General features: G+C 62.4%; 16 protein-coding genes. 15 read left to right on the top strand and 1 reads right to left on the bottom strand.

The features are described 5' to 3' along the window. The first annotated feature begins 114 nt into the window (after positions 1-114). From CSR00_RS31830 to CSR00_RS21505, 13 genes are all read left to right on the top strand, one after another. Positions 115-315, top strand: a complete 201-nt coding sequence (locus tag CSR00_RS31830; RefSeq protein WP_407662495.1) for a helix-turn-helix transcriptional regulator — start codon at positions 115-117, stop codon at positions 313-315. A gap of 119 nt (positions 316-434) precedes the next feature. Continuing rightward, on the top strand, positions 435-941 hold the full coding sequence (locus CSR00_RS31825; RefSeq protein WP_407662494.1) for a helix-turn-helix domain-containing protein: 507 nt from the start codon (positions 435-437) through the stop codon (positions 939-941). Then, a complete protein-coding gene (locus CSR00_RS30280; RefSeq protein WP_141564426.1) occupies positions 938-1,120 on the top strand; it encodes a hypothetical protein in 183 nt (60 codons plus the stop codon). The genes CSR00_RS31825 and CSR00_RS30280 overlap by 4 nt, the downstream gene beginning before the upstream one ends. Then, entirely contained in the window at positions 1,117-1,320 is a 204-nt protein-coding gene (locus tag CSR00_RS30275) for a hypothetical protein (protein WP_141564425.1), read from the top strand. Before CSR00_RS30280 ends, CSR00_RS30275 begins: the two co-directional genes overlap by 4 nt. Before the next feature lie 1,053 nt (positions 1,321-2,373). After that, positions 2,374-3,801, top strand: coding sequence for a terminase large subunit domain-containing protein (locus CSR00_RS21545; RefSeq protein WP_245906365.1), 1,428 nt, complete (start codon positions 2,374-2,376; stop codon positions 3,799-3,801). Then, positions 3,798-5,192, top strand: a complete 1,395-nt coding sequence (locus CSR00_RS21540) for a phage portal protein (RefSeq protein WP_245906363.1) — start codon at positions 3,798-3,800, stop codon at positions 5,190-5,192. Before CSR00_RS21545 ends, CSR00_RS21540 begins: the two co-directional genes overlap by 4 nt. Further along, complete coding sequence (locus CSR00_RS21535; protein ID WP_099024461.1) at positions 5,189-5,881, top strand: putative phage head morphogenesis protein; 693 nt, start codon at positions 5,189-5,191, stop codon at positions 5,879-5,881. The genes CSR00_RS21540 and CSR00_RS21535 overlap by 4 nt, the downstream gene beginning before the upstream one ends. Further along, the gene (locus CSR00_RS21530) at positions 5,878-6,246 is read left to right on the top strand and encodes a hypothetical protein (RefSeq protein ID WP_099024460.1); all 369 of its coding nucleotides are present in this window, start codon (positions 5,878-5,880) and stop codon (positions 6,244-6,246) included. The genes CSR00_RS21535 and CSR00_RS21530 overlap by 4 nt, the downstream gene beginning before the upstream one ends. After that, entirely contained in the window at positions 6,246-6,560 is a 315-nt protein-coding gene (locus CSR00_RS21525; protein WP_099024459.1) for a hypothetical protein, read from the top strand. Before CSR00_RS21530 ends, CSR00_RS21525 begins: the two co-directional genes overlap by 1 nt. Then, positions 6,557-6,898: an HK97 gp10 family phage protein gene (locus CSR00_RS21520; RefSeq protein ID WP_099024458.1), complete on the top strand. Its 342-nt coding sequence runs from the start codon at positions 6,557-6,559 to the stop codon at positions 6,896-6,898. The genes CSR00_RS21525 and CSR00_RS21520 overlap by 4 nt, the downstream gene beginning before the upstream one ends. A gap of 54 nt (positions 6,899-6,952) precedes the next feature. Further along, a complete protein-coding gene (locus tag CSR00_RS21515) occupies positions 6,953-7,783 on the top strand; it encodes a phage major capsid protein (RefSeq protein WP_099024457.1) in 831 nt (276 codons plus the stop codon). A 96-nt stretch (positions 7,784-7,879) separates the two neighbouring features. Beyond that, positions 7,880-8,116, top strand: coding sequence for a hypothetical protein (locus tag CSR00_RS21510; RefSeq protein WP_245906362.1), 237 nt, complete (start codon positions 7,880-7,882; stop codon positions 8,114-8,116). 44 nt (positions 8,117-8,160) lie between these two features. Further along, positions 8,161-8,586: a phage tail termination protein gene (locus CSR00_RS21505; RefSeq protein WP_099024471.1), complete on the top strand. Its 426-nt coding sequence runs from the start codon at positions 8,161-8,163 to the stop codon at positions 8,584-8,586. Between the two features lie 277 nt (positions 8,587-8,863). Here CSR00_RS21505 and CSR00_RS30750 read toward each other — a convergent pair whose 3' ends face one another. Next, positions 8,864-9,022, bottom strand: coding sequence for a hypothetical protein (locus tag CSR00_RS30750; RefSeq protein WP_176562182.1), 159 nt, complete (start codon positions 9,020-9,022; stop codon positions 8,864-8,866). A gap of 490 nt (positions 9,023-9,512) precedes the next feature. Here CSR00_RS30750 and CSR00_RS21500 point away from each other — a divergent pair, with 490 nt between their 5' ends. Together CSR00_RS21500 and CSR00_RS21495 are read left to right on the top strand one after the other, a co-directional pair. Then, positions 9,513-10,370, top strand: coding sequence for an ABC transporter substrate-binding protein (locus tag CSR00_RS21500; protein WP_099024455.1), 858 nt, complete (start codon positions 9,513-9,515; stop codon positions 10,368-10,370). A gap of 13 nt (positions 10,371-10,383) precedes the next feature. Then, positions 10,384-11,316 carry an amino acid ABC transporter permease gene (locus CSR00_RS21495; RefSeq protein ID WP_099024454.1) on the top strand — a complete coding sequence of 311 codons (933 nt, stop codon included), beginning with the start codon at positions 10,384-10,386 and terminating at the stop codon, positions 11,314-11,316. Positions 11,317-11,375: the final 59 nt, after the last annotated feature.

Genomic DNA, 11,375 nt, shown 5'->3' with positions numbered 1-11,375 from the left:
GAAAGCCCGCCCCGCCCGGCGTCACGGGACAGACCAACCACGCCGCCACACGAAAACCGCTACTCAACAACACAACTCGGCACCAGACCGAGCCCACACCAACTACCACGCAAAATCGAGGCTAGCCGCCTGCTGACGATTGAGCAGGCAGCAGAATGGACGGGGCTTACCGTCAAGACTTTGTACCGGTACCGGCAGCGGAATATCGGACCGGAGTCATTTACGTATGCGGGTCGGGTGGTTTATGAGCTGCCAGCGCTGGAACGGTGGGTTGACCAGCAGCGTGCAGCTACGCGGCGAGGCGGTCGCCCATAACGCCGCTTTGGGCGGCTTAGGCGCATTTATTAAGGGGACCCCTTAGGGGTTGATTGGGAAGCGCGCTTTGGCGCGCAGTTAAGGGTAACTAAGTGGAGAGTTTCAGCAAGCTGCAATGGATGGACGCCGTAAGGCGGTGCACGGGCATCACGGCGGAGCGGCGCATTGTCATCATGCATATCGGGGCGACAGCGGATAAGGACGGGAAAGGCGCCTGGCGCGACAACAGGACGGTTGCCGCTGAGGTCGCTGTGTCAGAGGACACGGTGACGCGTGCTCGGCGGGACGGGATCGAGCACGGTCTGTGGGTTGAGACGCGGGCGGCCCGTGGTGGGCGCGGCGGCGCGGGCCGTACGGCTGAGTACCGGTTGGTGATTCCGGGAAAGGTCCGCACGGATGCGGGGGATTCCTGGGAAAGGTCCGCAGCGGTGCCGGAAAAGGTCCGCACGGCTGCGGGAAAAGGTCCGCAGGAGAGCACGGAAAAGGTCCGCACGGCTGCGGACCCCTCCGGTATCTCTTCGGGTATCTCTTCGGGTGTTTCTTCGGGTGACCCGTGGGGTGACCCACCGACTACCTCTAGGCAAGGCGACGCTCCAAAAATCACAGACAAGGAAAACGCGGCATGAAGATCAGAACTGACACCGGCCAGCGCCGCGCACATATCAACGTCAAAGATCGCCGCGACGGCAGGCCCGGACTCGTCATCAGTCAAAGCGGGCACACCGTGCTCTTGTCCAAAGCCGAATGGCTAGCGGTACGCGAGCAGGCCGACAGCATTCTAGGAACACAGGGGGAAAACCAATGATCGCCGTAATCGAACGGCCCGGAGGCGTAACCATCGCCCACGACGGCCAAGTAGTCGGGCACTTCACAATCGCCGAGGCTGACGACCTCAGAGCCAAACTCACCGACGCACTGAACCCCGTCAACACCGCAGCCGTGACGCCCGCCAAAGCGCGGATGCGTCCACCGATTCTCCGCTACCCCGCAGGAATCGACCAATGAGCGCCACGATCACGGTGCAGGCCAAACATGGCGAACCGTACACAGTCAGTCGACAAGGCAAATGGCTGCGCATCTCCCGACCCACACGAGACGGACAATTCGTTCATCGAATAGAGATGACCACACGCGACGCCTACCAGATAGCGAACGCACTAGTGGACCTACTCGAAACTCGTGGGACTACTTAAGCCCTGCCTAGAGTGCGGCGCGTTAAGCGACCGGGCACGCTGCCCCCAGCACCGACCTAAGGACACAAGGAACGCTAGGCAACGCGGCTACGACACCGCATGGACACGGCTAAGCAAACGAGCACGGGCTAAACAGCCCTGGTGTAGCGACTGCGGCAGCAACCAAGACCTACAAGCAGACCATTCACCGCAGGCGTGGCAACGCAAAGCGAACGGGTTACCGATCCGCCTAGAGGACATCGACGTGGTGTGCGGCGACTGTAACCGGCGCAGAGGCGCAGCCCGCTAACCGTCGATATCGCCCGCCGGATCAACCGGGTTAGGACATTGAGGACTGCACCAAAGCCCGGATAGCATCGGACGCGTAAACCTGACCGTCAACAATCATGTCGTCCACTTCTTCCGAAATCAGAGTGCCGCGTCAGGGTCACTTTACTGACGCCAGTAAAGTGATCAAGGGGGGTCGTTGGGGCACGTTGTGCACTTGCGGTCAGTGCGTCGAATCCATCGCCGATGCGCCATAGCGGACAATTTAGCCGCTGTAACCCACGCTAAGCCACAAAGACGCGCGCTCGGGTAGTCCTTATCTAGCCCACCCATAAAAGTCGCTCAGCGTTGAAATTAGACGGCAAAGGTGGGGGGTAGGGCCGCGTCGTCGCGTCGGGTACCCGAATGGCAAGGCAGACTTTCGATTACTTTCGAGTCGACTCGAAAGTGAAATGCTGCTCACTTTCGCGGCGCCGAGAAAGTGATCGGCAACGCTGCGGTATGCCACAAAAAGCCTGGTCAGAACGCATAACTGAATATTGAAGGGGGGCGTATGCCTGTCCGCGCTGGACCTAAACAGCAAGTGTTAGCACCCCCGTTGAGCTTCAAAAATTGGCCGAAAGATCGTGCTAAGCGGCGCGAAAAGTTTGTTCGTGAGTATCTGCGTATTCCGCGTGGGGCTGGTGTAGGTAAGCCGTTTCGGTTGCAGCCGTTTCAGCAGGAAATTACGCGTGGGGCGTTCGCGCCGGGTATTCGTACGGCGCTGGTGTCCATTCCGCGTGCTAACGGTAAGACGGCTTATGCGGCTGCGATGGCGTTAGCTGAGTGTTTTGTCGGCCCGGAGTCAGCCGAGGTTTTGACGGTGGCTAGTGACCGGGCGCAGGCCGGGCACGTCCTTAAGTACGCGAAGGCGATGGTTGCTAAGTCGCCCGAGTTGTCGGCGCGGGTTGTGGAGTATTCCGACCGGCTTGTGATCCCGGAGAACGACGCCGTGATTTTGCCGCTGCCTGCTGAGCCGGGCGCGCTGCATGGCTATGACCCGTCGCTGCTGATTGTCGATGAGCTGCATGTGGTCACTGAGGCGGTGTGGGAGGCGGCTACGTCGGTGGTGGGTAAGCGGCCACCTGATGAGTCGTTGACGTTGGCTATCTCGACACCTGCGACGAGCCCGGACAGCGTCATGTGGCGGCTTGTGGAACACGGACGTGTGGGTGATGACCCGTCGTTCTATCTGAAAGAGTTCTGCGCGCCTGACGGGTGTGCGAAGGACGACCGTGCGGCCTGGCGGGCGGCTAATCCGGCGATGACATGCCCGCAGGCGTTTCTAGCCGAGGACGGCATGTTGGCCGCGATGCGGACTCTTCGGGAGCCGGTGTTTCGGCAGCTACGGCTAGGCCAGTGGGTCAGCGGTATTGATGCGTGGCTGCCGTGGGGCGCGTGGGATGCGTGCCTAGACAGCACCCGCACGGTTAAGCCTGGCGAGCGCGTGACGTTCGGTTTTGATGGTTCGGTTTCGGGCGACTGCACGGCTTTGGTGGGCTGCACGATGGACGGCCACGTGTGGGTTGAAGGCTTATGGGAGAACCCCAGGCCCGGTGACCACAGCTACCGCATCCCGCGCGTTGAAGTGCTCGACGCTATCGACGCCGCTTTCGCCCGATACGACGTTGCTGAGATTGCGTTTGATCCGGCGTTCTGGCGAACGGACTTTGAGCGGCTACAAGGCAAGTACGGCGAGCGACGGGTGATTCAGTACGACACGAATGTCGTCACGCGGATGGCACCGGCCAATGACCGTTTCTACGCCGCCGTGATGGACCGCAAAGTGTCCCACGACGGCGACGACCGTCTATCCGCGCACATGGCCCATTGCACTGCTGAGCGGACGATGCACGGCGACACGGTGCGTAAGGACCGCCGTAACAGTCCACGCAAGATTGACGCCGCTATCGGCGCAATCATCGCTTACGACCGCGCAATGGTGGCCGCTAACAACACAACTGAAAACGGGGTTTGGTTCTTTTGAGCAAGACAGATATTGAGACGCTTAACCGGTTGGTTAAGGAACTCGATGCGCCGATCGGGCACTACAACACGCTGGACAAGTATTGGTACGGGAGGCAACCGCTAGCGTTTCTCGCGGAGGAACACCGGAAACTATTGGGCGGCAGACTTAACCGTCTGGTCACTAACATTCCGCGCCTTACGGTGCTTAGCATCGCTGAGCGGCTTAGGGTGCAGGCTTTCGACGGGGTTGATATCTCCCAGGAATGGGAGGCGTCGAACATGGCGCAGAACATCGGCACGGTGTTCCGTGAGGCCCTGCTGTTGGGTAGCTCGTTTGTGCTCGTCAGCACCGCGGCTGACGGTTCCCCGCTGATCACGGTGGAGTCGGCTAGGCAAGTCAGCGTTGAGCGTGACCCGGCTACCCGTGAAGTGCTAAGCGCGGTGAAGCGTTGGGAGACCCGCACGAGCACCGAGGCCACCCTGTTCCTACCGGACCGGATCGTGAGGTTTTCAGCACCGACTAAGGGCGCCAGCGCTAGCGCTTTGCGGCAGGTCGACGCGTGGTTTAACCCGCTGGGGGTGGTGCCGGTGGTGCCGGTCATTAACGCTGACCGCCTCCTAGACGTGCATGGCTGTTCTGAGGTGTCGGATCTGCTGCCGCTGGTCGATCTTGCCAACAAGTTCCTTGTTGATATGGCGTGTACCAGTGAGGCGACTGGGCTGCCGCGCCGTTGGGCGACCGGTTTGCAGCCGCGCGAGGAAGTCGTTAAGGACGACGACGGTAACCCGGTGCTGGACAGTCAGGGCAACCCGGTTAAGGAGCTGGTCAGCCCGGTTAGCGATGACCGGTTCAAGATGGCTGTTGCTAGTTCTGAGGCCGCGAAGTTCGGTCAGTGGTCGGCTGCCGATATGGGCGGCTACGAGTCGTCTATGCGGGTGATCATGGCGCAGATCGGCGCTATCTCAGCGTTGCCACCGGCTTATCTGGCGGCGTGGGATGCGCAGCCCACCTCTGCCGATGCTGTACGCGCGCAGGAATCTTCATTGGTGGCCCGGGTTGAGGCTAAGCAACTGATCTTCGCGCCCGCGCTTGAGCGGGTGGCCGCGCTGGTGGTGGCTGTTCGTGACGGGGTTGACCCGGCGGGTGTGACCCCTCGTGTGCGGTGGGGTGATCCGGCGTCGCGGTCGCAGGCACAGGAGGCTGACGCGGCGGTCAAGCTGTATCAGGCGGGGGTGTTGTCCCGCGCTGGCACGCTGCGCAAGCTGGGCTATTCCGATGATGAGATTGCCGCTGAGCGGTCTGCTGCGCGTGCTGAGGCTTTGGACGGCCAGGGCGTCAACGTCGCTGCTGGTCAGGATCGTTCTACGGGGTCCCGTAATGTGACGCCCGCGCCTGCCGAGGCGGCGTGAGCGCGGTAGACGACTACCAGGCAGCCACCGAACAGCTCGCAGCAGACACCGCACGCGAAGTGCTTGCACTTAACTCTGAGGGCTTACCGCCTAACGAGACGGTGCTACTTATCGCGGCGGCTATCAACCGTGCTAACGCTTCTGCGGTGACGCTGGCGGACGTGTGGCTGTCGGTACAGATCGAAGAGCTTGCCGGGCAGCCGGTGCCGACTGTGGGTGTGCTGCCGGTGGACAGCTCCGAACGCTTGGTTAAGGCGGCGACGACCGTGCTTAGCGATCAATTTGTTGACACCAACACAAAGATCGGCGATCACTTTGGGGACGCCCCCAAAGTGACGGCCAGCAACAGTCGGCAAAATGCCGTAACGCCTGATCAGATAGCAGATATCGAGAGTCCGGCAAACGTGTCGGGCATGCGGTTAGAGCGCTTAGCGCGCTCCGAGGTTTTCGAGACGGCGCAGAACGCCACCCATGAGGCCATGCAAGAGCAAGACCTTATTGAGGGTTGGGTGCGGCACATGGATGCCGACCCGTGCCAGCTCTGCCGGTGGTGGTGGCGTGACGGGCGGGTGTGGCCCAAAGCCCATCCGATGCCCACACACAAGGGCTGTAACTGCACTCAGCGGGTGGTGCTTACGGAAAGCGTTGCAAGCACCGGCTTTACGAGACGACTTGAGAGGAACACATGACCGACATTGTTGAGCAGCCCGCCGAGGGCGACGCACCCGACACCGTTGAGGCGGCGCCGGATGAGGGCCGGGGCGCGGAGGGCGAGCAGAAGCTAGCCGACGCCGAAGCTAGAGCAGACAAGTACGCCCGCGCACTATTTGAGGCGCGCGTGGCCGCCACCGGCCGGTTGGCCGACCCGACCGACGTGCCGTTTAACGCCGACCTCGTAGACGACCCGGGCGCGCTCAACGAGGCCATTAACGCACTGCTAGCGGCTAAGCCTCACCTGGCGAACCGTAAACCCGCGTGGGGCGACGTAGGCGCTGGACAGGCCACACCGTCGAGCGGGGGCCCGACGTTCGCTGACCTGTTTCGGAGCGGTTAATGGAGTCGCTGACGGTGTACCGGGGCGACACCGACCGCTACGGCAACCCGAATAAAACAGTCCACGGCACGGTGCAAGGCGTTCTCTCTTGGGGGAGCACGCAACCATCGACCCCAGTTGGTGGACGCGGCGAGAACGCCAGCACCGGAGCCGAACTGTACGTGCCACGCGGCGTCGATGTGAAAGCCCGCGACCGGATCGAACGCGCCAGCGGCGACACGTACCGGGTGGTCGGCGGCGCGCAATGGGACCAAGACCACCCGGTCACCAACCGAAATTTCGGATGGGTCGTTTACCGATTGGAGGCAACGTGAGCGGCAATAGGCATCCGCTGCGGGACATCGACACGCGCAGCGTGGGCGCAGCCGTCCTAATGAGCCCTGCTCTGGGCGGCCTGTTACAGAGCCAAGCGAACCTAGTTGCGGCCCTGTACCGGGCCAGGGTCGCTAAGCGGACCGGCAAGCTGGCCGGTTCTACGAACGCGTTCGTGACTATGGGCGGCCACCAGGGCGACCGCCTTGTCGGCAAGGTGACGGTGGGCACCGGCCTTGAATACGGCGCTTTGCATGAGTTCGGCGCGCCGAGCAACCCGAATCGTCAGGCCGCCAAGGATCTGGCTGAGGTTGTCGACTCGCTGACTAAGGGCGCTTAAGTGCCCTTAACCCGTTAGTCAAATATCGCGATAATTAAATAAGGAAAACTAAATATGGCAGTTCTAAATAGCAATCTGGCGCAGGCGTGGACCCCTGAGGATTACGGCAAGCTTATTGACCTTGTCGTGGCTGAGAAGTCAATTGCATTCCAGGCGAGCACGGTCACGCAGACCGGTTCGGAAACAATCCGGTTTCCGATGCTGACCGCCGACCCGGCTGTCGGGTGGTACGCCGAGAACACGCAGATCAGCCTTACCGACCCGACGAACACCGAGTTGGTGATTACGCCTAAGAAGGTCGCCGGTCTTAACCAGATCAGTAACGAGGCAGCCCAGGATACGAATCCGGCTGTGGCCGACCAGATCGGGCGTGCGCTCGCGCGGTCCGTCGCTAAGAAGGTTGACAGTGCGTTCTTCGGCAACACGGTGACGAACGGCCCGAGCGGTCTGCTGTCGCTGGTGGGTGTGAATGTGGTCGATACCGGTACGGTGACTCTTACGTCTCTGGACCCGTTCCATGACGCTAAGGCTGCCGCTTTGGCTGATGGTGCGGCGTTGACGCATTTCATCTTGGCGCCTGATGTGGCGCTGGCCCTGGCGAAGGCTAAGCAGGCTACCGGCTCGAATATGGGCCTGTTGGACAACGTGGCCGATGGCGTGAGCCTGGCAGGGGTCAAGGTTCTGGTGTCTACCGACGTAGCGGCCGGTAACGCGTGGGGCGTTGATGCAACGCAGATTCACGTGGTCCAGCGCACCGGCACCACGGTCGTTATGAGCGCCGATGCGGCGTTTGACTATGACGCTGTGCAGGTTCGAGCGACGGCCCGCGTCGGGTTTGGTTTCGCTAACCCGGCTGGCGTTGTTCGTCTGCACGACGCGAGCTAAGCCGTGCCGCCGGTTACTGGTGCAGACGTGGCCGCGCTCTTAGAGGGCGCGGCCACGGAGGCTGTAGCGCAACGCGCGGTGGACGCTGTGAGGCTGATGGCACAGGCATACACGCGCGGTGAGGGTTTCGACCAGGGCGACAGCGCCGACGAACCTAACGCTGAAATTAACGCGGTGATCTTGACGGCGGCGTGCCGCCTGGCGCGCAATCCGGGCCAGCTCGCCACGTCGGAAACGATGGGTCCGTTCAGCTTCGATGTCCGCGGCGGATTCCAGGGGTTCAACCTCGCTGAACAGGCCGCTTTGGACCGTTACCGGGTGCACGGCCTGTGATCCCGACATGGTTCAACCACAACTTCGTCAACGTCGAAAACCTGATGATCGACATGTTCGGCAAGGTGTTCGCCGCCGACGTTGAGTGTGGCAGTTGGACACCCGATAGCTGGCTTGATGACTCCGACCCGGACCCGGTGCTGTGGTTTTTCCGGGTACCCGGCGGGACCGTCGACTACGAACGCAACTATGACGAAGCGTTCATCCAGGTGAACGCTGTCACGGGTTCACGTGACGATTCGTGGTCGCTGATATCGGTGGTCCGGGCGGTGCTGCTGCCTATGCAGGGGTTCAAGTTCACGATGGCTGACGGCTTCACTGCGCAGATTCACAGCGTTGAGGAAGTCGCGGGGCCGCAGTTGCTCACACCGGAGCAACAGTTAGACACGCGCATAGTCTCTGCCCTGTTCAGGGTCAGGGTCGGGTTGCGCTCGCGGGACCGTTATCTGGACACGGTCCGCGCACTGTAGGCATACCGGGCGTTCCTGTCTCGGTAGTCCCGTCGTTGGCGGGTGTGGCGTTTTCAGAAACCGCTACAGGGGGCTAAACGTCCCTAACGAAAAATCGGGTCGGGGGGTAGTAGTCCCGGCCCGGAGCCATAGGGGACGTGCGCCGGAGTAGTTCACCGGCTGGCTGACAGCCTCAGCCGAGCGCGTCCCCAGCAGAACGGCCCCCAGGGTGCACTTGATCAACTTGTAGTTGGCTACAAAATGATCAGGGAACACCTTGGGGGCCGCTTTCTGCGTTTCAGGCGTCCGGGTCGAGTTCCGTCGACCAGTGGTGTCCGTCCGGGTAGGCGAACTGTACGTGCGTGCCGTTGGCGAACAGCCGATAGTGCCCGTCGCAGATGGTGCGCCAGTCGGTGCAGTCGGGGGCGGGTGCGGGAATCATTTCGAGGTTGGTCACAGCCGGGACGGTACAGCCCGCTCGGGTGTCCGTCAACGCCTAGATATGTTGTGCCGCAACCGTTTTAACGTACACGGAGCGTACGCTGAAACGTTCACTGTGGACCCCGGTATCCACTTTGGGTGCCGCGAACTTTTTGCGCGATCCCACAAAGTTGCAGGTCAAGAGCGAACCGTGGTGGGGTAACCCCTGGCAAGGCTGGCGGGGTAGAATCCAACCACTCGGAGCGCATGTTGCGGCCACCGCAAGAGGGTTTGCGGACTGCCGGATAACACTTCACACAGCGCTCATTCGCAATCAGCGATAAGTTTCCGCACCACAGCGTTACAGCCCGGCTACTGTTCGGTTACCGGCAGTGCGCGCTGGGTCCATGGTCGTTAACGTCTGCGGACGGGACACGGCCCGATGCAAAGGAAGAGGCAACGTGGGAGCTGGATGTCAAATCCGTCGCGGACGGTCTCGGTGGTGGCGGGCCGTCGCACTCGTCGCCATGTCGGGTGCGCTCGCGCTCGCGGGCTGCTCAAGCAGCGAGGAAACCAAGAGCGAGGACACCTCCACCACCGCGGTCTCGGCGACGAAGGTCGATGAGATCGCCAACACCGTGCCGGAGGAGATCAAGTCGTCCGGCAAACTCGTCGTCGGCGTGAACATTCCCTACGCGCCCAACGAGTTCAAGGACCCCGAGGGCAAGATCGTCGGTTTCGACGTCGATCTGATGAACGCGATCGCCGCCACCCTCGGCCTGACCCCCGACTACCGCGAGGCCGACTTCGCCAAGATCATCCCGGCCATCCAGGGCGGCACGTTCAACGTCGGTATGTCGTCGTTCACCGACACCAAGGAACGCGAGAAGTCCGTCGACTTCGTCACCTACTTCTCGGCCGGCACCCTGTGGGCGCAGCCCGCGGGCGGCGAGGTCGACCCGAACGATGCCTGCGGCAAGAAGGTCGCCGTCCAGGCCACGACCTATCAGGAGACCGACGAGTTGCCCGCCAAGAGCACGGCGTGCACCGACGCGGGCAAACCGGCCATCGAGATCATCTCCTTCGACAGCCAGGACGCGGCCACCAACGCGGTGGTCCTGGGCCAGGCGGACGCCATGTCGGCGGACTCCCCGGTCACCCTGTATGCCATCAAGCAGAGCAACGGCAAGCTCGAGCAGGCCGGCGAGGTGTTCGACGCCGCGCCCTACGGATGGCCGGTGGCCAAGGGCTCGCCGCTGGCGACGTCGCTGCAGAAGGCATTGGAGCATCTGATCGAGACCGGCGACTACAAGACGATCGCGTCCAACTGGGGTGTCGAGCAGGGCATGATCGACAAGCCGGTGATCAACGGCGCGATCAGCTGACCCGGAACACTTCATGAGCGCTGACGAATCGTCGTCGTCCACCGTCACGGACCCGGCGCCCATCGACGCCGTGCCGCTGCGGCATCCGTGGCGGTGGGTGGCGGCGATCGTCATCCTCGCGCTGTTCGGGCTGTTCCTCTACGGGGCGGCCACCAACCCGGCCTACGGGTGGTCCACCTACTTCGAGTACCTGTTCAACGACCGGATCCTGCTGGGGGTGTTCAACACCCTGCAGCTGACGGTGTACTCGATGCTGCTGGGCATCGTCCTGGGCGTTGTGCTGGCCGTCATGCGGCTTTCACCCAACCCGGTGTTCCGCTCGGTGTCCTGGGTTTTCCTGTGGGTCTTTCGTGGGACCCCGATCTACGTGCAGCTGGTGTTCTGGGGCCTGGTCCCGACCATCTACTCCAACATCCAGCTCGGGGTGCCGTTCGGGCCGTCGCTGTTCCACCTCAACCTGCAGAGCCTGTCCATCCCGTTCGTGCTGGCCTGCCTGGGCCTGGCCCTCAACGAGGCCGCCTACATGGCCGAGATCATCCGCGCCGGCATCCTGTCGGTCCCGGAGGGCCAGTCGGAGGCGTCCACGGCGCTGGGCATGTCGTGGACGTTGACCATGCGCCGCACGGTGCTGCCACAGGCCATGCGGGTGATCATCCCGCCCACCGGCAACGAGGTGATCAGCATGCTGAAGACCACCTCACTGGTCACCGCCGTGCCGTACTCCTACGACCTGTACAGCATCGCGGTCCGTGAGGTGGCGGCGCGGATCTTCGAGCCGGTGCCGCTGCTGATGGTGGCGGCCACGTGGTACCTGGTGGTCACCAGCATCCTGATGGTCGGCCAGTTCTATCTGGAACGTCACTTCTCCCGCGGGGCCTCACGCAAGCTGACCACCAAGCAGCTCGACGCGTTGGCCAAGGCGCAAACCGAAGGTGGCCATGTTTGACGGAGGCGCGGCGATGACGGAGGCGCAGGGATGACCGAGACGACGGCCCCGGCACGGCC

Source organism: Mycolicibacterium palauense (assembly GCF_002592005.1).
Taxonomy (GTDB): domain Bacteria; phylum Actinomycetota; class Actinomycetes; order Mycobacteriales; family Mycobacteriaceae; genus Mycobacterium; species Mycobacterium palauense.
The sequence above is the reverse complement of the archived record's forward strand: the minus strand, read 5'-3'. Positions and strand labels throughout refer to the sequence as shown.

Excerpts from the sequence above, each read along its gene's own strand:
- CSR00_RS31825 (WP_407662494.1), top strand. The coding sequence starts at position 435 with ATGGACGCCGTAAGGCGGTGCACGGGCATCACGGCGGAGCGGCGCATT.
- CSR00_RS30280 (WP_141564426.1), top strand. The coding sequence starts at position 938 with ATGAAGATCAGAACTGACACCGGCCAGCGCCGCGCACATATCAACGTC.
- CSR00_RS30275 (WP_141564425.1), top strand. The coding sequence starts at position 1,117 with ATGATCGCCGTAATCGAACGGCCCGGAGGCGTAACCATCGCCCACGAC.
- CSR00_RS21530 (WP_099024460.1), top strand. The coding sequence starts at position 5,878 with ATGACCGACATTGTTGAGCAGCCCGCCGAGGGCGACGCACCCGACACC.
- CSR00_RS21525 (WP_099024459.1), top strand. The coding sequence starts at position 6,246 with ATGGAGTCGCTGACGGTGTACCGGGGCGACACCGACCGCTACGGCAAC.
- CSR00_RS21515 (WP_099024457.1), top strand. The coding sequence starts at position 6,953 with ATGGCAGTTCTAAATAGCAATCTGGCGCAGGCGTGGACCCCTGAGGAT.
- CSR00_RS21510 (WP_245906362.1), top strand. The coding sequence starts at position 7,880 with ATGGCACAGGCATACACGCGCGGTGAGGGTTTCGACCAGGGCGACAGC.
- CSR00_RS21505 (WP_099024471.1), top strand. The coding sequence starts at position 8,161 with ATGATCGACATGTTCGGCAAGGTGTTCGCCGCCGACGTTGAGTGTGGC.
- CSR00_RS21500 (WP_099024455.1), top strand. The coding sequence starts at position 9,513 with ATGTCGGGTGCGCTCGCGCTCGCGGGCTGCTCAAGCAGCGAGGAAACC.
- CSR00_RS21495 (WP_099024454.1), top strand. The coding sequence starts at position 10,384 with ATGAGCGCTGACGAATCGTCGTCGTCCACCGTCACGGACCCGGCGCCC.